Source organism: Allotamlana fucoidanivorans, assembly GCF_045788535.1.
Lineage (GTDB): Bacteria > Bacteroidota > Bacteroidia > Flavobacteriales > Flavobacteriaceae > Allotamlana > Allotamlana fucoidanivorans.
This window is the reverse complement of the sequence record NZ_CP074074.1, coordinates 1,013,921-1,037,027: the sequence shown is the minus strand read 5'-3', so window position 1 is coordinate 1,037,027 and position 23,107 is coordinate 1,013,921. Positions and strand designations below refer to the sequence as shown.

General features: G+C 34.8%; 23 protein-coding genes and 1 tRNA gene. 12 read left to right on the top strand and 12 right to left on the bottom strand.

The features are described 5' to 3' along the window. Positions 1 to 2: 2 nt before the first annotated feature. The 3 genes from mscL to KFZ70_RS04890 form a co-directional block, all read right to left on the bottom strand. Positions 3 to 404 (bottom strand): large-conductance mechanosensitive channel protein MscL, encoded by a 402-nt coding sequence (gene mscL, locus KFZ70_RS04900; RefSeq protein WP_139694607.1) that lies wholly within the window; start codon positions 402 to 404, stop codon positions 3 to 5. A gap of 64 nt (positions 405 to 468) precedes the next feature. Beyond that, positions 469 to 1,575 (bottom strand): alanine racemase, encoded by a 1,107-nt coding sequence (gene alr / locus KFZ70_RS04895; RefSeq protein WP_139694608.1) that lies wholly within the window; start codon positions 1,573 to 1,575, stop codon positions 469 to 471. Further along, positions 1,568 to 2,215 carry a thymidine kinase gene (locus tag KFZ70_RS04890; RefSeq protein WP_139694609.1) on the bottom strand — a complete coding sequence of 216 codons (648 nt, stop codon included), beginning with the start codon at positions 2,213 to 2,215 and terminating at the stop codon, positions 1,568 to 1,570. Before KFZ70_RS04890 ends, alr begins: the two co-directional genes overlap by 8 nt. Positions 2,216 to 2,323: 108 nt before the next feature. On the opposite strand from KFZ70_RS04890, the gene KFZ70_RS04885 reads away from it, so the two are divergent. From KFZ70_RS04885 to KFZ70_RS04870, 4 genes are all read left to right on the top strand, one after another. Then, positions 2,324 to 3,055 (top strand): hypothetical protein, encoded by a 732-nt coding sequence (locus KFZ70_RS04885; RefSeq protein ID WP_139694610.1) that lies wholly within the window; start codon positions 2,324 to 2,326, stop codon positions 3,053 to 3,055. A gap of 104 nt (positions 3,056 to 3,159) precedes the next feature. Continuing rightward, entirely contained in the window at positions 3,160 to 3,831 is a 672-nt protein-coding gene (gene rsmI, locus KFZ70_RS04880; RefSeq protein WP_139694611.1) for a 16S rRNA (cytidine(1402)-2'-O)-methyltransferase, read from the top strand. 30 nt (positions 3,832 to 3,861) lie between these two features. Beyond that, positions 3,862 to 4,206, top strand: a complete 345-nt coding sequence (locus tag KFZ70_RS04875; RefSeq protein ID WP_139694612.1) for a HopJ type III effector protein — start codon at positions 3,862 to 3,864, stop codon at positions 4,204 to 4,206. A 56-nt stretch (positions 4,207 to 4,262) separates the two neighbouring features. Further along, entirely contained in the window at positions 4,263 to 4,832 is a 570-nt protein-coding gene (locus KFZ70_RS04870; RefSeq protein WP_139694613.1) for a uracil-DNA glycosylase family protein, read from the top strand. An 11-nt stretch (positions 4,833 to 4,843) separates the two neighbouring features. On the opposite strand, the gene KFZ70_RS04865 is transcribed toward KFZ70_RS04870, so the two are convergent. Beyond that, positions 4,844 to 5,434 (bottom strand): carboxymuconolactone decarboxylase family protein, encoded by a 591-nt coding sequence (locus KFZ70_RS04865; RefSeq protein ID WP_139694614.1) that lies wholly within the window; start codon positions 5,432 to 5,434, stop codon positions 4,844 to 4,846. A gap of 55 nt (positions 5,435 to 5,489) precedes the next feature. On the opposite strand from KFZ70_RS04865, the gene KFZ70_RS04860 reads away from it, so the two are divergent. The 3 genes from KFZ70_RS04860 to KFZ70_RS04850 are packed head-to-tail and all read left to right on the top strand — an operon-like array spanning position 5,490 to position 8,913. After that, positions 5,490 to 5,936, top strand: a complete 447-nt coding sequence (locus KFZ70_RS04860) for an OsmC family protein (RefSeq protein WP_139694615.1) — start codon at positions 5,490 to 5,492, stop codon at positions 5,934 to 5,936. Positions 5,937 to 5,950: 14 nt separating this feature from the next. Beyond that, on the top strand, positions 5,951 to 7,645 hold the full coding sequence (recJ, locus tag KFZ70_RS04855) for a single-stranded-DNA-specific exonuclease RecJ (protein WP_139694616.1): 1,695 nt from the start codon (positions 5,951 to 5,953) through the stop codon (positions 7,643 to 7,645). A gap of 2 nt (positions 7,646 to 7,647) precedes the next feature. Further along, the gene (locus KFZ70_RS04850; RefSeq protein WP_139694617.1) at positions 7,648 to 8,913 is read left to right on the top strand and encodes an MFS transporter; all 1,266 of its coding nucleotides are present in this window, start codon (positions 7,648 to 7,650) and stop codon (positions 8,911 to 8,913) included. Here the strand turns inward: KFZ70_RS04850 and KFZ70_RS04845 are convergent. Together KFZ70_RS04845 and KFZ70_RS04840 are read right to left on the bottom strand one after the other, a co-directional pair. Continuing rightward, a complete protein-coding gene (locus KFZ70_RS04845; protein ID WP_139694618.1) occupies positions 8,910 to 9,680 on the bottom strand; it encodes a UDP-2,3-diacylglucosamine diphosphatase in 771 nt (256 codons plus the stop codon). The two genes, KFZ70_RS04850 and KFZ70_RS04845, sit on opposite strands and share 4 nt — an antisense overlap. Positions 9,681 to 9,836: 156 nt before the next feature. Next, positions 9,837 to 10,292 (bottom strand): 6-carboxytetrahydropterin synthase, encoded by a 456-nt coding sequence (locus tag KFZ70_RS04840; RefSeq protein ID WP_139694619.1) that lies wholly within the window; start codon positions 10,290 to 10,292, stop codon positions 9,837 to 9,839. 109 nt (positions 10,293 to 10,401) lie between these two features. Between KFZ70_RS04840 and KFZ70_RS04835 the strand changes: the two genes are divergently transcribed. Beyond that, positions 10,402 to 11,043 carry a 2OG-Fe(II) oxygenase gene (locus tag KFZ70_RS04835; RefSeq protein ID WP_139694620.1) on the top strand — a complete coding sequence of 214 codons (642 nt, stop codon included), beginning with the start codon at positions 10,402 to 10,404 and terminating at the stop codon, positions 11,041 to 11,043. A 90-nt stretch (positions 11,044 to 11,133) separates the two neighbouring features. On the opposite strand, the gene KFZ70_RS04830 is transcribed toward KFZ70_RS04835, so the two are convergent. Together KFZ70_RS04830 and KFZ70_RS04825 are read right to left on the bottom strand one after the other, a co-directional pair. After that, positions 11,134 to 11,307, bottom strand: a complete 174-nt coding sequence (locus tag KFZ70_RS04830; RefSeq protein ID WP_199240633.1) for a hypothetical protein — start codon at positions 11,305 to 11,307, stop codon at positions 11,134 to 11,136. A 52-nt stretch (positions 11,308 to 11,359) separates the two neighbouring features. Next, a complete protein-coding gene (locus KFZ70_RS04825; RefSeq protein ID WP_139694621.1) occupies positions 11,360 to 12,694 on the bottom strand; it encodes an MATE family efflux transporter in 1,335 nt (444 codons plus the stop codon). A gap of 188 nt (positions 12,695 to 12,882) precedes the next feature. Between KFZ70_RS04825 and KFZ70_RS04820 the strand changes: the two genes are divergently transcribed. Next, entirely contained in the window at positions 12,883 to 13,680 is a 798-nt protein-coding gene (locus tag KFZ70_RS04820; RefSeq protein ID WP_139694622.1) for a universal stress protein, read from the top strand. A gap of 33 nt (positions 13,681 to 13,713) precedes the next feature. On the opposite strand, the gene KFZ70_RS04815 is transcribed toward KFZ70_RS04820, so the two are convergent. The 3 genes from KFZ70_RS04815 to KFZ70_RS04805 all read right to left on the bottom strand — a co-directional run bounded on the left by KFZ70_RS04815 (position 13,714) and on the right by KFZ70_RS04805 (position 17,085). Further along, positions 13,714 to 14,454: a sulfite exporter TauE/SafE family protein gene (locus tag KFZ70_RS04815; protein ID WP_139694623.1), complete on the bottom strand. Its 741-nt coding sequence runs from the start codon at positions 14,452 to 14,454 to the stop codon at positions 13,714 to 13,716. A 53-nt stretch (positions 14,455 to 14,507) separates the two neighbouring features. After that, positions 14,508 to 15,917 (bottom strand): sodium:solute symporter family protein, encoded by a 1,410-nt coding sequence (locus tag KFZ70_RS04810; RefSeq protein WP_139694624.1) that lies wholly within the window; start codon positions 15,915 to 15,917, stop codon positions 14,508 to 14,510. 520 nt (positions 15,918 to 16,437) lie between these two features. Then, the gene (locus KFZ70_RS04805; RefSeq protein ID WP_139694626.1) at positions 16,438 to 17,085 is read right to left on the bottom strand and encodes a DUF1801 domain-containing protein; all 648 of its coding nucleotides are present in this window, start codon (positions 17,083 to 17,085) and stop codon (positions 16,438 to 16,440) included. A 234-nt stretch (positions 17,086 to 17,319) separates the two neighbouring features. Between KFZ70_RS04805 and KFZ70_RS04800 the strand changes: the two genes are divergently transcribed. Beyond that, the gene (locus tag KFZ70_RS04800) at positions 17,320 to 17,868 is read left to right on the top strand and encodes a hypothetical protein (RefSeq protein ID WP_407515991.1); all 549 of its coding nucleotides are present in this window, start codon (positions 17,320 to 17,322) and stop codon (positions 17,866 to 17,868) included. Positions 17,869 to 17,996: 128 nt separating this feature from the next. On the opposite strand, the gene KFZ70_RS04795 is transcribed toward KFZ70_RS04800, so the two are convergent. Next, complete coding sequence (locus KFZ70_RS04795; protein ID WP_199240635.1) at positions 17,997 to 18,299, bottom strand: DUF3995 domain-containing protein; 303 nt, start codon at positions 18,297 to 18,299, stop codon at positions 17,997 to 17,999. Between the two features lie 242 nt (positions 18,300 to 18,541). Between KFZ70_RS04795 and KFZ70_RS04790 the strand changes: the two genes are divergently transcribed. Together KFZ70_RS04790 and cas9 are read left to right on the top strand one after the other, a co-directional pair. Continuing rightward, positions 18,542 to 18,615 (top strand) — tRNA-Ala (locus KFZ70_RS04790). A 279-nt stretch (positions 18,616 to 18,894) separates the two neighbouring features. Further along, positions 18,895 to 23,103, top strand: coding sequence for a type II CRISPR RNA-guided endonuclease Cas9 (gene cas9 / locus KFZ70_RS04785; RefSeq protein WP_139694628.1), 4,209 nt, complete (start codon positions 18,895 to 18,897; stop codon positions 23,101 to 23,103). Positions 23,104 to 23,107: the final 4 nt, after the last annotated feature.

The window sequence follows — 23,107 nt, the reverse complement described above, 5'->3', positions numbered from 1 at the left end:
TGTTATTTTTTCAATAAATCTCTGATTTCAGTCAATAAATCTTCTTGTGAAGGCCCTTTTGGTGGTTCTGGGGCGGGCTCTTCCTTCTTTTTCATTTTGTTAACGCCTTTTACAATCATAAACATGACAAAAGCCACAATGATAAAGTCTATCACATTAGTTAAGAAAGCACCCCAAAGCACAGAAACTTCACCTTCCATAATACCTTCAGCATTGGCAACCCCTTCTTTTAGTACCAATTTTAAATCTTTAAAGTCTGCTTTGAAAATTAATCCGATAAGCGGTGAAACTATACCGCCAGTAAATGACGTGACCACTTCTTTAAATGCGGCACCCATAACAAAACCAACAGCGATGTCTACTAGGTTGCCTTTCATGGCAAACTCTTTGAATTCTTTTAACATAATAGAAAATTTAAAATTAGTACACTCAAAAATAAGTAAAAAAGTTTAACATATGTTAAGACTTTTATCTTATAAAAATGCGTTTTATGCGCTGTGATACCGAGGTAATGAGCTCGTAAGAAATGGTTTGGGCCGTTTCTGCCAACTGCTCAGCAGTTTCATTTTTGCCAAAAACAATAACTTCATCGCCTTCACTACAAGCAATTTTGGTAACATTTACCATAATCATATCCATACAAACATTACCAATTATAGGTGCTTTTTTACCGTGAATCATCACGTAGCCTGTTTCTTTACCGTATTGGCGACCAATACCATCGGCATGCCCAATAGGAAGCGTGGCTGTTGTTATGGAAGATTCACTTTTAAAACCGCGATTATATCCTACCGATTCTCCCTTTTTTATATGATGAATTTGCGAAATCACTGTTTTTAAAGTGCCAATAGGTTTTAAAAATTGATTTTCTTTTTCAGAATTACCAAAGCCGTATAACCCAATACCACTGCGTACCATATCAAAATGAGCCTCAGGATAATTCAATATTCCTGATGTGTTACACATATGAAGCCATGGAGAAAGACCCGAAGTAGATTTGAAGTTTTTAGCAATGCTCTTAAATACTTCAATTTGACGTATTGTGAAGTCTTTTTCGTTTAGGTCTTCGCTTGCGGCTAAATGAGAAAATATCGATTTCACTTCTAAAGCAGGATTATCTTTTACCTGTGAGGCAACAACATCTATCTGCTCTTTTGAGAAACCAAGGCGGTTTAACCCCGTATTAAATTTTAAGTGTATAGGGTAGTTTTCTAGTTTTTCTTTTTCAGCAAATTGAATAAATTCCTCTAAAATTTTAGTGTTGTACAATGCCGGTTCTAAACTATGTTCAACAAGTAAATTAAAGTTTACCGTTTGTGGATGAAGCACTAAAATAGGGCTAACAATGCCAGCCGCTCTTAAAGTTAAGCCCTCATTAATGTAAGCCACAGCAAAATAATCCACCTTTAAAGATTCTAAATACTTGGCAATTTCACACGGATTGTTGCCATAAGCATAGGCCTTTACCACGGCCAAAAATTTGGTGTGGGGTTTCAGTTTAGATTTTAAATGGTTAAAATTATGTTGAAGTGCTTTTAAGTCTATTTCAAGCACAGTCTCTTGTGCTTTAGGCATCGGGGTCTTTGGGTTTTGTTTTTATTTCTTCGGCATCATTCACTTTCATGTTTCGTACCTTATCGCGCATCATGGCTTTATAAAAGGCAGCCCTGCTTAAAGGTTCATACTCATTAACTTCACCCAGCAAAACTAAACTGTTGTTTTGGTTTTTTCTGTAGCTGTACTGAGCTAAATTTCCAGTTCTTGTGCATACAGCATGTACTTTGGTCACATATTCGGCAGTAGCCATTAAATTGGGCATTGGGCCAAACGGATTGCCTTTAAAATCCATATCTAAACCAGCAACAATAACACGAACGCCTTTGTTTGCTAAATCATTACATATACGTACAATTTCATCATCAAAAAACTGAGCTTCATCAATACCAACTACGTCACAACCATCAGCTAAAATAGGAATATTGGCTGCAGCAGGAACAGGAGTAGATCTTATTTCATTAGCATCATGTGACACCACCATATCTTCACCATATCGTACGTCAATGGCGGGTTTAAAAATTTCAACTTTTTGCCTTGCAAATTGAGCGCGCTTTAGCCGGCGGATGAGTTCTTCGGTTTTTCCTGAAAACATCGAGCCGCAAATAACTTCAATCCACCCAAATTGTTCTTTATGATTTACTGTATTTTCAAGAAACATTTTGTAATTTTAACACTAAAACAAAGCAATTATTCGTTCGTATAAAGGTGGCGTAAATTTATTAAAAATCAAAAACCTTAAGGCGCAATAATTTAAAAATTATAAACAATGAAGAAGAAGTTAGAATCTGATCTGGTAAGTATAGCCCACAGAATTTTGAAACTGAAGGGGAAAGAAGATGTTATAAAAATGCATGCCGAGGTTTCTGCGCTTTATGAGAAATTAACGGTGCTTAAATTTGCTCATGAAAATTTTGACGGTGCCATACCAACCATTGGTAATGATTCATCCTTTTTTGGGATGTTAGACAGTGCTTTTAACAATAAGGTGAGTGATAATATTGAGATTGAAGACAAAATTTATATTGATTTAGATGATTCAGACCGTATAGAGATAACCACACCAGCCATGTCTAAAATCAAGGCTATGCTGAAGTTAATGCCAGATGAACCACAACAAATAAAACCAAAAGAGGAAAAAGCATCTGAAAAAAAGGATGATTTAGAAACTATTACCGAAGGGTTTAAAGATTTGCCTGTATTTGAGCCCGCTTCAACCAGTAGCAATGGCTTATCTAATGAAAAAAAATCACTAAATGATGCGCTTAAAGTAGGCGGATTAAAAATAGGACTCAATGATAAAATTGCTTTTATAAAACACCTTTTTGAAGGTAAAAATGAAGACTATGATCGTGTTTTGTCGCAACTCAATACCTTTGTTTTACATGAAAATGCCAAAAATTTTATTCAATCGGTTGTAAAACCAGATTACAATAACTGGGAAGGTAAAGAAGAGTTTGAAAACCGTTTTATGGAAATTATTGAAGCTAAGTTTAATTAAATTTTGGGTGTTACCGCGCCCCAAAAAGCGCGGTCGTGTTTTCCGCTTCTAGTTTTGGCTCGATGCCCGCCTCGCCAAAAGCTAACCACTACAACCACTAACACATGAGTAAACTATACATAGTACCAACACCTATTGGCAATTTAAAAGATATGACCTTTAGGGCGATTGAGATTTTAAAGTCGGTCGATTTAATTTTAGCCGAAGACACTAGAACTTCTGGAAAGCTGTTAAAGCACTTTGAAATATCAACCCCCATGCAATCACACCATATGCATAATGAGCACAAAACGGTTGAAGGGATTATTCAAAAGCTAAAATTAGGAACTGCCGTGGCACTCATTAGCGATGCGGGAACACCAGCTATTTCAGACCCTGGTTATTTGTTAACACGGGCCTGTATAGAACAAGATATGGCCATAGAGTGTTTACCCGGCGCCACAGCCTTTGTACCAGCCTTAGTGAATTCTGGGTTGCCTAATGACAAGTTCGTTTTTGAGGGATTTTTGCCTGTTAAAAAAGGACGTCAAACCCGATTATTAATGTTGGCCGAGGAAACACGTACTATGATTTTTTATGAAAGTCCGCACAAGCTCATAAAAACGTTAGGACATTTTTGTGAATATTTTGGCGAAGAACGTCAGGTGTCTGTTTCCAGAGAACTTTCCAAGCTATACGAAGAAACACAACGAGGTACCATGAAAGAAGTCTGTGATTATTTTATAGCGAAACCACCCAAAGGTGAGATTGTTATAGTGGTGGCAGGTAAAAAATAATTGACATACAATTCCAATTTTAAAAATACGATGACCGTAGCAACATTTATAGATAAACTAAAAACCAATCCAAAAAATATAACTTTTTCAGAGACCATGGCTGTCATTGAAGCCAATTATACCTTTAAACCTTCAGCCTTTAAAAATGGTGATTTACAAAACGAAGCAGGGCAAAACTCTGGGTCATGCAAATTATTTGCTTTTGCTAAAGCACAACGATTAACACAGAAAGAAACCTTAGCATGTTTTGGTTCGTATTATTTTGATGAGGTTTTAAATGATCCAAACGGGACAGGGCATCAAAACATCAGGAATTTTATGAAAACGGGTTTTGAAGGATTGCGTTTTGAAACTGAGCCATTAACTAAAAAATAGTATACCATCTAGCTAGGCAAAACAGACTTATATGTGTTTTACAGAGGTACTGAATAATGCAAAAACTACTTAAAAACATAAAAGAATGTACTATTTGCCAAGAACACTTACCGTTTGGGCCTAGGCCTGTTGTATCTGCGCATCAAGATTCAAAAATAGTAATTATAGGTCAGGCTCCAGGAACTAAAGTGCACGCCTCAGGCATTCCATGGAATGATGTGAGTGGAAAACAACTTAGAAAATGGCTTGGTGTTTCTGGAGAAACTTTTTATAACACATCTCATTTTGCTATCGTTCCTATGGGGTTTTGTTACCCAGGTAAAGGAAAATCGGGAGATTTACCACCAAGACCAGAGTGTGCACCGCAATGGCATGAACCATTGTTTTCTGTATTAAAACAGGTGGAATTGGTAATTTTAGTAGGAATGTATGTACAACAGTATTATTTGGGGAAAGCAGCTAAAAATACCTTAACAGAAACCGTAGAAAATTATAATGCGTATTTACCAAAATATTTTCCTCTTCCACATCCATCTCCTAGAAATCGATTTTGGCTTACCAAGAATCCTTGGTTTGAGTTGGATGTTTTACCAGAATTGAGAAGCCGCGTAAAGGGATTGATTTAATAAATAAAGGTTTAAACATGCTTCCCTTTTTCCCAGCCATGTTTTCCTAGATAGTGTTCACCACTCTCAATGGCGCCTGCTTCCATTGAGGTAGCCATAGAATCATTCCAACGGTTTAAATAACCAAAGAGCGAAATAACACCCAGCATTTCAACAATGTCACCTTCATTCCAATATTGGTATAAACGTTTTTTTATTGTTTCATCAACGGCATTAGGAATTTGAGAGGCCGCCAAACTAAAATCTAAAGCAGCGCGTTCAGCCTCATTAAAAGCAGGATGTGTTCTATATTCCCAAATGTTTTCTAGTTGTTCCTGTTCTGCGCCATAGCGTTCTGCCGCTCTAATAGCGTGCGCCTGACAATATCGGCAGCCTGTTGCATTACTACTTACCCAGGCAATCATACGTTTTAAGGCTGAAGTTACTTGGCCTTCATTAGCCATAACTGCTTTGTTTAAGTTGATAAAAGCTTTACTGATAGCAGGTCTATGTTGCATGGTTAATACCGAATTAGGGCAAAATCCAAGGGTTTCATTAAAAAATTCAGCTAATTCTCTGGTTTCTAAATCATGATTGGCAGATAAAGGTGGTACTAAAGGCATATTTTATTTATTATGTAGTATTTTTGACTTTAAAATTAACGAAAAAATTATACCTATGGCGGTTCAAGTTACCACAACATGGTTAGGAGATATGCGATTTGAAAGTACAAATCCATCCGGACATAATTTATTTATTGATGCAGGCGAAGAAAATGGCGGTAAAGGCGAAGGCTACAGACCGAAGGCTTTAATGTTGTCTGCTTTGGCAGGATGCTCGGGGCTGGATGTGGCATCGTTGATTAAGAAAATGAAGTTGACTGTTGAGGATTTCAAAATTGAAATTGAGGCCAATCTCACTGAGGAACACCCAAAAATTTATGATAAGGTTGTTATGCATTTTCATTTTCACGGGGATGCTTTAAATGAAAAAAAACTTCAAAAAGCGGTAGATTTATCGGTTGAAAAATATTGCGGTGTTATGGAAATGTTTCGCCAGTTTGCGGAGCTTGATATCCAGATACATTTTCATATAAACAAGGTAGATTTTTTTCCTGTTAAATAACGATAGGCCAATTTATGCGTTGGACTTTAAAACCAAAACCTTCAAAAGAAAACGTTGAAGCCTTGCAAAAAGCGCTTCAAATTGATCCTGTTTTAGCGTCACTGCTTGTTCAAAGGGGTGTTGATAATTATGATGCAGCCCGAAAGTTTTTCAGACCGAGTTTAGATGATTTGCACGATCCATTCTTAATGAAGGATATGGATAGGGCAGTAGCGCGCATTGAGCAAGCCATTGCTAACAAAGAAAATATTTTGGTATATGGCGATTATGATGTAGATGGCACAACATCGGTGGCTTTAATGGCATCTTACCTGAAAACTAAACATAGTTTGGTGTATACCTATATACCTAACAGGTATGATGAAGGTTACGGGGTTTCTTATAAGGGGATAAACTTTGCTTTAGAAAATGATTTCACCCTGATTATTGCTTTAGACTGTGGTATTAAAGCAATTGAAAAAGTAGCGCATGCTAAAAAAATGGGTATTGATTTTATTATTTGTGATCATCATAGGCCAGGGGCTGTTATTCCTGATGCTGTTGCGGTTTTAGATCCTAAACGTGATGATTGCACCTATCCGTACAAAGAACTTTGTGGTTGCGGAGTTGGTTTTAAACTCATTCAGGCTCTAGCCTCAAAGGAAGGAAAAACAGCGCATGATTTAACAGAATACCTCGATTTGGTGGCTACGGCTGTGGGTGCCGATATTGTGCCTATTGATGGTGAAAATAGAATATTGACGTATTTTGGGTTGCAGGTAATAAATAATAATCCGCGTCCAGGCATCAAGGCTATTTTAAATCAGGTTGAAAAAACCGAGCTTACCATTACCGATGTAGTCTTTTTAGTGGCTCCAAGAATAAATGCGGCTGGACGCATGAAACATGGTAACTATGCGGTTACCTTGCTCGCTGAAGAAGAGCCAGACAAGGCGGAAAATTATGCAGCAGAAATTAATGATTATAACCTAGACAGACGTGAAATTGATAAACAAATTACTGAAGAGGCTCTCCAGCAAATTATTGATAACAATGAACAAAACTGTCTTACTACGGTTGTTTATCATCAAGACTGGCATAAAGGTGTTATTGGTATTGTGGCTTCTCGATTAATAGAAACCTATTATAGACCAACCTTAGTGTTTACTAGAAGTGGTGATAAATTAGCAGCCTCAGCACGTTCGGTTAGGGGCTTTGATGTGTATGCTGCATTAGAAGCTTGTCAAGATCATATTGAGCAATTTGGCGGGCATAAATATGCGGCTGGGTTAACCCTAAAAGCAGAAAATTATGAGGCCTTTAAGCAAGCTTTTGAAGATGTCGTGTCTGGTACTATTGATAGAACTTTATTGACGCCTGAAATTACTATTGATGCCCAGATTGATCTCAAAAATATAACCCCAAAATTTTATAGAATACTAAAACAGTTTGCGCCATTTGGCCCAAGTAATATGACACCTGTTTTTATGACTGATGGTTTGGTAGACACGGGTTATGGCAAGTGTGTTGGTGAGGACAAAACCCATTTAAGACTCACCGCAACACAACCCAATAGTACCGCCCGATTTGTTTGTATTGGTTTTAGTATGGGGGATAAATATGACTTAATTTCTGAAGGGAAGCCTTTTAAAGCGGTGTATTCTGTTGATGAAAACCAATGGCAGGGTAATATATCACTTCAATTAAAACTTCGCGATCTTAAAGCATGACCATGGCAAAAAATGATCCTTACGCGGCACTCAGAATAAAGGAGTTTAATATTTTTCTTTTAATGCGGCTGTTATTGGTTTTTGGGTGGTCCATGCAATTTATTGTCATTGAATGGCAGGTGTATAGTCTTACTAAAGATCCATTGTCATTGGGTATTATAGGGCTTATGGAAATTATTCCAGCCTTTACCATGGCGTTGTTTGCAGGACATATTGTTGATCAGCGTGAAAAACGGAATCTATTAGCACTATGCATTGCATTGTTTTCATTAATTAGTTTGGGGTTGTTTTTGTTAACCTGGCCTAGATTAGTGAGCAACTGGTCTACACATTCCGTTTTATATGGTATTTATGGTTTGGTTTTTTTTGGTGGGTTTTTACGTTCTTTTTTCGGTCCCACTATATTCTCTCTAGTGGCTTTAATTGTACCTAAGGCGGTATATCCAAATGCGGCTACATGGAGTACCAGTACATGGAAAACGGCTGCCGTACTAGGAGCGCTTTGCGGCGGGTTTTTTATTAGCTGGATGGGAGTAGATACCACACTTTGTTTGGTTTTTATATTGGTAGCCTTGTCGTTTGTTTTAACCTTTCAGATAAAAAAGAAACCTATTTTAAATAAAAAGATTGGAGAACCTGTAAAAGATAGTTTAAAAGCAGGGGTTCAATTTGTGTTTCAAAATAAAGCCATTTTAGGGGCTTTAACTTTAGATATGATTGCGGTACTTTTTGGAGGAACGGTAGCTATTTTATCAGTGTTTGCTCAAGATATTTTAAATGTAGGGAGTCAAGGTTTTGGCATATTGAATGCCTCTATTTCATTAGGAAGTATTATTACCATGTTTATTACTACCTATATTCCCATTAGCAAGAATACGGGTAAAAAACTTCTAGTAGCAGTCTTTATTTTTGGTTTGAGTATTATTGGGTTTGGTTTGTCGTCTCTGTTTTGGGTAAGTATTTTAATGTTGTTTATTAGTGGTGCTGCTGATGGTATTTCTATGATTATTCGTCAAACCATATTACAGCTAAAAACCCCCGATGAGATGCGCGGGAGGGTGTCTTCTGTAAACTCCATGTTTGTAGGGTCTTCAAATGAGTTAGGTGCTTTTGAAAGCGGTTTGGCGGCTAAAATCATGGGGCCTGTGGCTGGCGTGGTATTTGGCGGGTTTATGACACTGCTTACTGTTTTTGCTATTGGAGTTAAAAATCCAGTGCTTCGAGAACTGGATTTAACAGAAGATATGCAGATTAATCTGAATGATTAATTCTTTGGTAAAGGGTTGTATGTTTTTAGTTCAAACTGGTCACCATCAAAAACACCGTAGGTGAAATATTGAATCCAGTCGCCAAGATTAATGTATTTTGAGTTTTCGGGAAGATCAATATTTAAGGGAAGATGTCTGTGCCCAAATACAAAAAAATCGCGATGTTTGTCTTCTAACTTGCGTTTGCAATATTGCACAAGCCATTCATTGTCTTCACCAAGAAACTTGGCATCTTCATCTCCAGAAATGAGTTTGTTTTTAACGGAGAGGTATTGGGCTAACCGAACGCCCAGATCTGGATGCAACCAACGAAATAGCCATTTGCAAAACGGATTGGTAAATACCTTTTTCATGCGTTTATAGCCTTTGTCGCCAGGGCCTAAACCATCACCATGGCCAATAAAAAAGGTTTTATTGTTAAAGGTGAATTCTTTAGGTTGATGAAATACAGGAATGTTTAATTCTTCTTCAAAATAGCCATTCATCCATAAATCATGATTACCCACAAAATAATAAATAGGAATGCCAGAATCGCTAATTTCGGCCAGCTTACCTAATGTTCTGGTAAAGCCTTTGGGAACTACGGTTTTAAAATCTATCCAGAAGTCAAATAAATCACCTAATAGAAAAATAGCAGCAGCATCTTCTTTAATCGCGTCTAACCAGGCTACAAATTTCTTTTCGCGGGGCAATGAAGCCTCATTTGTGGGAGCGCCCAAGTGATTATCTGAAGCGAAATATATTTTTTTTCCTTTGGGAATTTGCATGCGTAAATATAAGGATTCCTGTTGAGGTTACTGGGTATGAATTTTTGTTCCTTTTTTGCGTTAGGGATTGTGGTACTGTTGAAGCTCTTTTTGTGTGGTTGCACCTATGCAACACAAAAAAGCGACTACCAAAAGCCCGACCCTTGTGGTAACGCCCTAAATATTATCGTAAGCAAACCACTGCGCAAAAGAGCTATCTGTTTCTTGCAATTTTAGCGAGTGCAGGCTAATATGACTGGGGAGGCGATGGCTGATTTTTTTTGCAAAATCGAGTACCATCATTTCACTGGTTGGCTGATAATCTACTAGTAACACATTATGTCCTCGAGACTCCAGTTCTTTGGCTAATTCAATGTGCGGTGTGTTTTTATTGAACACCGTGGCATGATCAAAAACACTCACAATTTCTTCTTTAACTATTTTTTTTAAATCACCAAAATCTATAACCATACCGTATTTTACGTTGGTGTTGTCTGAAATAGGTTTGCCAATTACCGTTACAGAAAGTTTGTAACTATGCCCGTGAACATTTTTACATTTTCCGTCATATCCATACAGGGCATGACCCGTTTCAAAGGCAAATTTTTTGGTGATACGTATGTTGTTTCCCATGTGGAAAATATTTAAAGTACAAAGATATTCATTTTGTTTTACCAATTGGTTTTTAGATTACATTTGCGCACTTTTATTTCATTAAAGATAAGAGGTAGATGATGTGCATATGAAACACCTTTTTGAGGCCATTGATTTTGCCGAAAACCCTTTATACGAAAAGATTATTTCGGATATTGGAAGTCAGCAATTTAGCATTGTTGAGAATTTCTTCACCCCTGAAGAGGTTGAATGCTTAAGACACTCTTTGATTGAAAGGCGGGAAGAGGATGCCTTTAAAAAAGCAGCTATTGGCAATCGTGTTAATGAAACGATTATAAGAGCCATTCGTGGCGATTTAATTTTATGGATTGATGAGACCGCTGTGAATACTTCTGAAACCTTGTTTTTCAATAAGATAAATAGCTTGGTGTCTTATTTAAACCGTACCTGTTTTATGGGTATTTTGCATAAAGAATTTCATTATGCGGTGTATCCGCCTCACACCTTTTACAAACGCCATATTGATACCTTTCAAAATGATGATAGGCGCAAATTATCTTTTGTATGTTATTTAAATGAAGACGGTTGGTTGCCTGAATATGGTGGCGAATTGGTGCTTTATCTCAATGATGACGGCCAGGAAGTAGAAAAAGTTATTTACCCGTTTCCAGGAAGGATTGTTGTTTTTGAAAGTCAAGTGATTGAACACGAAGTGAAAGCCGTAAAAAAAGAGCGCTTAAGTATTACAGGGTGGTTAAAAACCCGATAATTAACGCCTTCTGTATCTGTTCACAAAGTATACAATGATTAAAAAAATGGCAAGAACAAGAAAGAGTATATTTCCCATGGCATGAATGATTTATTGTGAATTTCTTTTTTTATTATAGCGGTAGAGCAAGTAAGCCAAAGTCACAAGAACCACAAAAGGTAGCATAGAACCAATAAACACGCCAATTTCATAAGCTTTATCGGGAGCGTTTTTAATTTTTTCTTCAATATTAACCTCTTGAAAAATAGTTAAAAATAGATTCATATTTTATATAAGCAACGTGTTAAGGGCTTTGTGGTACATGGCTGATGCAAAGTTAATGCTTTTGGGCTAGGGGCAAAAATACTCGCCTGAATTTTATAATTAGTGGAATGCCCCGCGCTATAATCCAGAAGGTCATCGCAATAAAAATGGCATATAATTTATACCCGTAGCTATCTAACCAAAATAACATAGGAACAAAAACTAAGAAGGTTGAAAAAAGTAGCACATTACGCAAGTATTTCATTTTTCCGAGGCCTTTAAAAATACCATCAAAAATAAAGGCTAAAGTACAGAAGGGTTGCATGGCCAAAACCATCCAAAACACATTATAAAAAGCATTTAACACCTCAGGTTCTTTGGTGAAAATTCTACCAATAGGAATGTATAAAATAGCACCTGTTATACCAAGGGTAATACCAATAATAATACCGTATGTTATAAGTTTGTTGCTTAATGATATTAAACTGGAATACGCCTGAGCGCCAAATAATTTACCAGAAAGGATGTTTCCTGCGCTAGCATAGCCATCAACAATAAACGCGCCTAAAAACCAAAGATTTATTGCTATGGTGTAAGCGGCAATGTAATTGGGGCCATAACTAGTGGCGTAGGCGCTGGCAAAATATAAGGTAACATTTAAGGCTATGGTTCTAATAAAAAGATTTAAAATCATTAAAATAAACCGATGTATTTCAGGATTAAAAGGTAAGCTGGGCTTTAGGGGAATGCTTGTTTTTTTTAAGAGATAAAATGCTGCGAGTCCAGCCATTACTATTTGCGCCATTACACTGGCATAGGCCGCACCTTTGATGTGCATAGGTTCTATAAAACCCTTAACACCGTATACCAGAACAACATCTAAAATAATGTTTAAAACGGCACCAATGGTAGCAATAATCATGGGGTAAAAGGTGTTTTGTAACCCTCTAAACACGCCAAAAATGGCAATGGTAAACAAGGTAAAAGGAAAGCCTAATACTCTAATTTTATAGTATAGTACACTGTAGTCTAGAATTAAATCTGAGGCGTTATATAGTTTAAATATGTGTTCAGCAAAAGGGTAGGTCGTTATAATGATGAGTATGCTTAGAGAGGTAATAATCAGTATGGCCTGAGCAGGTAGATTTTTAATGTTTGTGAGTTGATTGGCTCCAAGATATTGAGATACTATAGAGGATATGGCACTTCTTGTTTGCCCAAGAACCCAAATAAGCATAGATATAAAGGTGGTAACAATACCTATTGCTGCCAAAGATTCGGTGGCATTTATTGGTATATTCCCAACAATAGCGGCATCTGTTAAAGATAATATAGGTTCTGATACGCCCGAAATTAATGCAGGGATAGCAAGTTTATTGATGTGTTTTAAGCTAATATCTATGCTCACAATACTAAATCTTAACTCAAGAGAGTTTCACTTTATTTTGAAAAGTAAAAATCATCAAGCTTTTTCTGGCAGCGAAGTTCGTAAAACTTTTGATTTCTTCGATTTTTTAAAAAGGTATCTAGTCTTATTATTTAATACTTTACTTTTGTTTCAAATTTATTGTAAATTTAGGTTTAAGCTTTACCCATATGAAGAATATTTTAGTTCCCGTAGGATCCTCAAAAAATGCGAAAAGTCACTTGCAATATGCTGTAGATTTTGCCGAGGCCTTTAATGCCAAACTTTTTGTAGTTCAAGTGTATAATGTTTACACTAAAGCTGGTACGTTAATGAAGGTAGATCAAGTTATTGAGCGTGAAAGCATAGATTTCTTAAACAATTTGGTAGCACAAATTGACACTAAAGACGTAGAGGTCATTGTGAAAACACTCAAAGGAAAGTTTATAGACACGCTTGAGCTGGCTTGTAAAGCTGCCAGTGTAGATTTAGTTTTGGTAGAGCCTAGAACTAATTCTATAAAAGATGAAGTCTATTTAGGAAAAACCTCTGGAAAAATTATTAAACAAATGGAGGTTCCTGCCTTGATTGTTCCTGAAGGGTATACGTTTTCTGAACCGACTAATATGTTAATGGCCGTGAAATCTGCCATTATAAGAAAAAATACGGCTTTAGATCCGTTAAAAGAATTTAAGGCTAAATTCAATCCTTCTATTGATTTGTTACTAGTGAAAACCCCAGATTTTAAGGATGAAGATTTTGATGTTACAGAAGATTTGAAATCTGTGGTAAATACAATTACCACTACTGAACAGGCCACCGTTTTTCAAGGGCTTTTATATCACTATGAAACACATAAGCCAGATATGCTTTGTGTAGTGAGGCGTAAAAGAGGGTTTTTTGAAAAGAAATGGGAAAAAAATACCATTCTAAAAAAGGATTTTAACAGTAATATCCCTGTTTTAGTATTAAGCGGTATGAAAGACTAAGTATTTATTTTTAAAAGATTGAGTATTTATAGCTTAAGTTATTTTACGAACACCTAGCTGAATTAAAGTAACCAAACCGATAAATAATATAAAGTACAGCGATAGTCTTCTGAATTTATTTTGCGGAATATAGACTAATATTTTCTTTCCTAGAAAGGAACCTAACCACCCAATACCTAGTAAGAAGGGGATATATTTTAGGTCGTGTTTATGAATATAACCATTGTTGTAGTACACAAAGGTTCTAGAAAAGTCAATCATAAAATCAATACAAGCTGAGGTGGCTATAAACACGCTTTTTTCTAAATTAAAAGCAGCCATAGTTAAGCCTCTAATAGCGCCTCCTGTGCCGAGTAAGCCTGCCGAAAACCCGGATAATGATCCGCCAATAAAGGCATTTTTCTTGTTTGCTGAAAAGGTAATTTTACTTTTAATTAAAAAAAGTAAACTTAGGCTTACCAGAAACAATCCTAAAAATATTTCTAAAAAATACGTGTTTAATAATTTTGATGCCAAACCTCCAATAATAACAAAAATAACAGATGGTATACCAATGTATATCAATAACTTTTTGTTTAAACCCTTTTTAAATAATACTATTTTACTGAGGTTGCTTGACAAATGAAATATGGCGGTTAAGCCTAAAACACTATAAAAATCAAAATAAAAATTGCCTATGGGCACAAAAAATACGGAAGACCCAAAACCACCAATGGTGCCAATTATTTCGGCAATTAATGCTAATAGTAAAAAAACATAATTGATGTTTGTCATTAATTTTTAGAAGAACAGGGTTCTTTGTTTTTAGGGTTTAGTGTAATGTTTCCTTATTTAATGTTTAAAAGAGCATCGTTTTTTAACTTAGCTTTCTTAAAACTAAGCATGCTTCCCAGAAGCATACTGGTGCAACTCATTATAGTGCCATAAATTGTCGGATCAATTCTTGAATTGAAAATATAACAAAATAACCACGTTAAACCTCCAATTATGATAGCCGCCCAGGCACCATGAGTATTTGCCTTTTTCCAAAAAAGTCCAAAAGTAAATGGTGCAAAAAGACACACTAAAATTAGACTTAAAGACGCTTCAACTAAACGTATAATATCAGTATCATCATATGCAAAGTAACAAGAGGCTAGAGCGACTAAAATGACACTTAATCTTGTGTAAAGAAGTAATCTCTTATCCGAAATTTTGTTTGCATAAGGTTTAATAAGGTTTTCACCAATAACCGTTGCAGGCGCTAGCATAGCACCGCTAGAGGTACTTAGAATAGCCGATATTAAAGCCCCGTAAAAGAGAATTTGTATTGGTATACTAGTCATTGTATTCACTAAAGAGGGAATAATATCTTGATTATTACCATCTTTTAATAACTCAGGATACAGGTAAACCCCTCCCAAACCAATAATAAGAGGAATACTGGTTATGATAACTAAAAGTATAGCACCAAGAAAAAGCCCATTACGAGCTGAGCGTTCACTTTTTGCTGAGAACACACGTTGGTAAATTTCTTGTACGGGTATTGCACCAATAATGAAAGCCAATAAAAGCGCAATATAATCAGACCACTCATCAATGCCTCCTGTTGGAACTAGATAAAAAAATTCGGTAGGTTTATTTTCAAAGATAGGTAGTATACCTCCTGTTTTACTTAGCACTTCTATAAGAACTATATTCAAACCGAGAAGAATCATGATGCTTTGTACCATATCTGTATAGGCCACAGCCCACATGCCACCTATATAGGTGTAAAATACAACAATAAGTGCGCCTAGAAATATGCCATATTCAATGGGGATTCCAATAACGGCATTAAATAGATAAGCTAATGCCACAAATTGTGCAGCAATCCAATGCGGATAAGCTAATATCATTAAGATGGAAGATGTTAATTCTAGTTTTTTGTTGTATCGAATCCTAAAAAAGTCGTTGATTGTTACCAGATTCATTCGATATAATTTACGGGCATAGAACCAACCCACAATAAATAGGCAAATGCTACCAGACAAAATCAGCGTAACATAAGATGAAAAACCATCCTTAATAAAATAACCGGGATTACCCATGATTTGGCTACTTCCAAACCAAGTAGCAAATAATGTTATGGCAACAAATGACGTTGATAAATTCTTTCCAGCAAGTGTAAAATCATTAGAGGTTTTTATACGTTTAGAAGCCCAAAACCCAATACCCAAGGTAATTAATAGGTAAATTATGATGAAGAAACTTATCATATTTAGATTTTGGATTATTAAACCGTTGCGTTATAAATAAGACCTACAATTAAAACATTAAATTAAGTAGGGGCATTTACAAATCATGTACAATACTTTACATTCTAAAGATAAGAGTAATCTTATTTGGTTGTATAAAGTCATGGTGTTTATTTCTGATTTTTAGATAGTTTTATCAACACTTCAATGGTTTTATCAGGGTCTTTTTTGTCAACAACAATATGATGGTGATAACCCCCAGCTATTTAATGGTTTCTTTTAATCAATGCGATGAGCGACACCATTGACCACACACCCTCAAGTAGTATAAATGGCATATATTTCATGAGTACTGACGCAAGACAAGCTAAAACAGCACCAAATAGGTTCAGCAGAATAAAAGTTAAGCTATTGTTGTTTAGTCTGCCTGATACATTAAGCGTATATGCTATTAAGATTTGAAATACTCCTACAAAACCTATCCAATCTGTTGCATTCATTCTTTTAATGTGTTGTATAGTTGTTGGTTACAACTTTTTTGCTATTCCTTTTTTTCTAATTGTTTGTGTGAACCATCACAGTTTGGCTTTCGTTCTGAAAGTCCGCAAACACAATCATTCAATCCATAGCCATCCATAATGCGTTCCATATTTTTTTCAATTCTGGACATTTTGGTTTTTGATTGTTTCGGTTTGTCAAAATGTAAAAGATACCCCCGTTGTCGTCCAGCAGTGAGGTTATCAAATGCTTTTTCAAAAGCAGGATTTTCCTTAAACTTTTGTTCTAGCTCTTTTGGTCTATTAAAGGCGCTTGTCTTTTTCTTCTCAACGTGCTTTCCAAATGTTTCAATTTCAATAGCTTCTTTAATGTATGCTTTTATTGTTGATTTGAGTTCTTCTATTTCAGATAGACTGGTAAATCGAATTTGTCTTGCAGACTGCATATTTTCCGTTTGTTGCACTAACAGTTTTTCAGGGTCTTTTAGTAAAGCACCTTTATGAAACAGCAAGGCACAATAGTTTTTAAATTCGTGAATTAGTACAATGTTTTTTCCATTATCGGTGTAGCATGGATGCATCCATTTGAATGTTTCGTTTAATGCACATTCAAGCACAATTTCACGAAGTTTGGTTAATTCTGTTTGCCATTTTTTAAGGCTGTTTAAGTATGTATTAACATCTTGGTTCATTATTTTGTTTGCTAATCGGTTTTGATATAGAATGACATGAGTGTTTTATACTACTATGGTGCTAAATTTAGCAAAACAAGTTGAATTTGTGATAGTAAATTAAGCTGTCGTGGCATTTACAATTTTGGCTGTAGTTTCTTGATTTTTCTTTACATTATCAATAATATAAAGGGGTTTAAATTGAATTTGGTAATTTTATAAAAAATTAAATATCAGTTAATTATGCGTAAAATAATGTTGATTATCATTATGCTTGCTTATACGTGTTCATCTAATAGCAAAGATCAACATCCAAGTCCGGATCCATTTGGTGGGAAGGATTTGTATTCTCAATCTTCAAGTTCTGAAAGAATATTAATGGGTAAGTGGTATTTTGGATATCGCTATAGTGAAATGCTTAGCGGGTCAATTGAAATTAGTTATGATTCTGGAACTTACTGGCCAACTGGAGACAGAACCGATACTATACAATTTTATTCAAAAGAATTGATTGGTTTTAGTTGGGATTGTCCATATGAGAATCCAAATAAATCTTTGGTTAAACTTGTAGAATCAGAATCTGCTAGTTATTTTCCATGGTGCTTTCCCAGTGGTGTTAATGGTTGGTTAATAGAAGACGAATTACTTACTTACTACAGGGGGTACGATACTAATGATTTTATAACATACCCAATAATTGAAATTAATAATGATTCAATCTTCTTCTTGTATAAAGATTATCCTAGTAACGACATAAGTGGAATAGATAAGGAATATGCTGTTTTTTTTAAAAAGCAAGATTAGGTTCTTGTTTTTACCATATTAACTGAATAAGTATGCCACATATTTCTATTACCAAACATAAAGGTGAAAACAGTTTGGTATCCCATTTTTCAAATGTTGTGTGTTTTACACTTTTGAAAAAATCCAACCTATTTAAAGTCACCAGATGCACGTAGTAAAAATAGTTTTGGAATAACCCAACTCCCATATTTCAAAAGCCATTGAGGTAGATTAAGTACTAAGAGTATAGATTTGAGCAAATAAAACATTCCAAAGAGCGTTAACCCCATCGCCACCATTACACTGTCTATTTTTTTCGGATTCAGAACGCGCTGCCCATTTTCTTTGGTTGGGATTGATTCTGCAAAGCCAAATGTTCCTCCAATAGCCCAATTGAAATGAATCATTCCTAATCCAACTAGAATGGCGCTTAATAAAATTGATAAAATCATAGTTTTAGCTCATTTTGTTTAAAGAGGTACTAACATGTTTGGTAAACAATTAGCTATGTTTATCTATTGGTTGAAAAGTTAAGTATTACAATACATTTTTTGTAATAAAATTAAATGCGGCTGTGTTTTGATGGTAGTTTTTTACATTAAAATGTATACATTTGCATACTTTTGAAAGTGAATGCAAGATGGCCTAATAGGGTAGTGGTATAAAATCTTGTAAACACTATAAAACAGTAAGCGGGGATGTAGCTCAGTTGGCTAGAGCGCTTGACTGGCAGTCAAGAGGTCGTCGGTTCGAGCCCGATCTTCTCCACAGTAACAGTAAGGCTTCAAAAGATGTTTTCTTTTGGAGCTTTTTTATTTACATGCAATTTGCACGCCGCATAATTAAGAGCCTCTACATTAGTAAATAAAAAAGCCCCGAATTGGAAGTCGAGGCGGCTTAAATGTTTTCACAACGGAATAATCCTTATTGTGAATTGCTTTCAGTAATACAAATATAGGTAACTCAACCCTAATTATAATGATTTTTGTCAGTTAAATCTTAAAATATTTTCCTTATGTTTAAAAGAATTGTCTTCAAATTTTAAATATGAAAAAAATATTAGGATTAGATTTAGGAACTACCTCGATAGGTTGGGCGTTAGTAAACGAAGCTGAAAACAACAATGAGACATCAGAAATTATAAAACTAGGCGTTCGTGTTAACCCCTTAACTGTAGATGAAAAAACTAACTTTGAAAAGGGGCGTCCACTTTCAACCAATGCCGACCGCACATTAAAAAGAAGTACTCGTAGAAATTTACAACGCTATAAATTACGTCGTAAAAACCTAATTGAAATCCTAATAAAAAACGGCTTCATTAATCATGAAACACCCCTAACGGAAATTGGGAAAAACACTACGCACCAAACCTTACAATTACGTGCTTTAGCAACTAAAACAGAAATAAGCATAGAAGATCTGGCAAGAGTCTTTTTAATGATTAATAAAAAAAGAGGATACAAAAGTAGTCGTAAAGCAAATAATGAGGAAGAAGGTCAGGCTATAGATGGTATGGCTGTTGCAAAAACGCTATACGAAAACAATCAAACACCAGGGCAATATGTTTTACAATTGTTAAAAGACAACAGAAAATATATTCCCGATTTCTATCGTTCAGATTTACAAAATGAATTTGATAACGTATGGGAACATCAAAAAAAATATTACCCCACTATTTTAACCGATGCTTTATATAAAGAATTACAAGGCAAAAACAAAGGAGCAACTTGGGCAATCTGTCAAACACCTTTTAGCATTGAAGGCATTAAACTAGAAGGAAATGCTACCGAACAAAAACTGAAACGCTACCAATTACGTTCTGATGCCTTGCATCAACAAATATCTCTTGAACATTTTGCCATTGTATTACAAGAAATTAACAACAATCTTAACCAATCTAGCGGTTACTTAGGAGCTATTTCTGACAGAAGTAAAGAACTGTTTTTTAACAATGAAACTGTTGGAGAAAATCTATATAATCAACTTCTTAATAACCCTCATCAATCTTTAACAAATCAAGTTTTTTACCGTCAAGACTATTTAGATGAGTTTGAACGTATTTGGGAAACACAAGCTAAATTTCATTCAGAATTAACTGAAAAATTGAAAACAGAAATTAGAGATGTTATCATTTTTTATCAGCGTAAATTAAAATCACAAAAAGGGTTATTGAGCTTTTGTCAGTTTGAAAGCTGGGAACAAACTTATACCGAAAAAGAATCAGGAAAACAAAAGAAAAGAACTGTTGGTAATCGGGTTATTTCTAAATCATCTCCTTTATTTCAAGAATTTAAAATTTGGCAAAATATTAATAATTTGCAATTCAAAAGAATTGACGGAAAAACTAATGATTTATTTAATCAAGATATTGAAAACGATTATGTTTTAGATGAAGAAATTAAACTGCTTCTATTTGAAGAATTAAATGTTAGAGGGGATTTAAAAGCCAACGAAGTTCTTAAGTTTTTAGGTAAAAAACCTAAAGAATGGAAATGTAACTTTGAAAAAATAGAAGGCAATCGTACCAACAAAGCGCTTTTTGATATCTATCAAAAAATTGCTGACTATGAAGGTTTCGGACACGACTGGAATAAGAAGACAGCTATTGAAATAAAAGAAGAACTAAAAGCTATATTTCCTCAAACGGGTATTGATGCTTCTATTTTAGATTTTAATGCGGAGTTGGAAGGCGCTGCCTTTGATAAACAAAGTAGCTATCAACTTTGGCACCTGCTGTATTCGGCAGAAGATGACTCAAAAATAACAGAAGACGATAAAAACCTATATGGCAACAGTAATGTGGCTTTAAAAAAGAAATTACACACCAAATACGGATTTGCACCAAAATACGCAAACCTCTTGTGCAATATAAAACTACAAGATGATTACGGAAACTTATCATCAAAAGCCATAAGAAAGATTATCCCCTATTTAAAAGCTGGACACATTTATTCTGAGGCCTGTAAAATGGCAAGCTACAATCATTCAAATTCTGAAACCGTAGAAGAGCGCGCTAAAAAAGTATATGCCGATAAATTGGAATTAGTAAAAAAGAATAGTTTACGAAATCCAGTTGTTGAAAAAATCCTAAATCAAATGATTAATGTAATTAATCAGGTGATAGACTCGTATGGTAAACCCAATGAAGTGCGTATAGAATTAGCTCGTGAATTAAAGAAAAATGCTGATGAAAGAAGAGAAATGACCGTTAATATTGCTGCAGCAACAAGAAGAAATGAAGATATTAAAAAGTCCATTACCAAGGAATTTGGTATTCCAAACCCAACTAAAAACGATGTCATTAGATATCGGTTGTGGCTTGAGTTAGAACAAAGAGGGTATAAATCGTTATTCACCAACACCTATATCCCAAAAGAAAAACTCTTTTCAAAAGAAATTGATGTTGAACACATTATACCAAAAGCTTTATTGTTTGACGATTCTTTTTCCAACAAAACTTTGGCTTATCGCCATATCAATCTTAAAAAAGCAGATAGAACTGCCTATGATTTTATTTCAGATGAATATCAGTCAGACTTAGAAAACTATATAGAACGTGTAGAAAGTTTATACAACAAAGGTAAGGGCAGCATATCAAAAGCTAAACGCAATAAATTATTAATGCCTCTTTCTAAACTACCTGATGGCTTTATTGAGCGTGATTTACGCAATAGCCAATATATTGCTAAAAAAGCGAGACAGCTGCTTCTAGAAGTGTTTCCTGAGGTTATTCCAACTTCTGGAAATATAACTGATAAACTTCGTGAAGACTGGGATTTAATCAATGTGATGAAAGAACTTAACTTTCCTAAATATAAAGCTTTAGGTTTAACCGCTTTTGAAGAACGCCTAGATAAATCAACAGAAAAATTAAAACAAGTAGAAGTTATTAAAGACTGGACTAAAAGAAATGACCATCGACATCATGCAATGGACGCCTTAACAGTCGCTTTTACATCACATAATCATATTCAATATTTAAACAATTTAAGTGCATCACGAAATGAACAAAGTGAACTTTACGGTATAAGAAATAAAATCACTTACAAAAACGAAGAAGGTAAACGAAAGTTTATCAAGCCGATGAATAATTTTAGGGGAGAAGCCAAAAAGCACATAGAGTCTGTTTTGGTTTCACACAAGGCCAAAAATAAAGTAGTTACTAAAAATATAAACAAAAGCAAACTAAAAGGAAAGAATAAATACCAAACAAAAATACAGTTAACACCTAGAGGGCAACTACATAAAGAAACGGTTTACGGTAAAAGCAAACAAACATTGAGCAAAGCCACAAAACTCAATAAAAAATTTACCATTAAAGATGCACGTCTTATTATTGACAAAAGGCAACGAGAGCTAGTATTACAGCATTTAAAAAACTTTAATAATAACCCTGATGTCGCTTTTGATACTAATACCTTAAAACAAAATCTTATACTTTTTAATGAAAACCCTTTAAAGGAGGTATTATGTTTTGAGGAAATTTTTACTATTAGAAAGGATATAAATCCAGAAAATTTTAAAGATGTAAAAACCATAAATAAAGTGGTCGATTTAAAAGTACGCCAAATTTTATTAGATAGGCTTTCAAAATATAATGGCAAACCAAAAGACGCTTTTTCAGATTTAGAAAAAAATCCAATCTGGTTAAATAAAGCAAAGGGAATATCTATAAAACGAGTAACAATAATAGGGGTTAGCAATGCAGAACCCCTACACCATAAAAAAGACCACTTAGGAAAAGAACTTTTAGATGATTTGGGAAACCGACAAGCTACAGATTTTGTAAGCACTGGAAATAATCATCACGTTGCTATATATAAAGATGCGAATGGCAAGCTACACGAAAAAGTAGTTTCGTTTTATGAAGCAGTTGCTCGAGTTAATGAAGATCTACCTGTTATTAATAAAACTTTAAATGAACATTTTGGTTGGACCTTTCAATTTACAATGAAACAAAATGAAATGTTTGTGTTCCCTTCGAAAGATTTTGACCCCAAAGAAATAAACCTATTAGATAAAAATAATTTTAATCTAATAAGTCAACACCTCTTTAGAGTTCAAAAGATTGCTACTAAAAATTATATGTTTACACATCATTTAGAAACTCAGGCAACAAATGGTGATGATTTAAAAAAACTTAAAATGTTATCTGGAAAAAAATATCATTTTATTCAAACGCCTGAAAAACTTGACAGAATTATAAAAGTCAGAATAAATCACATTGGTCAAATAGTCCAAATAGGAGAATATTAACACC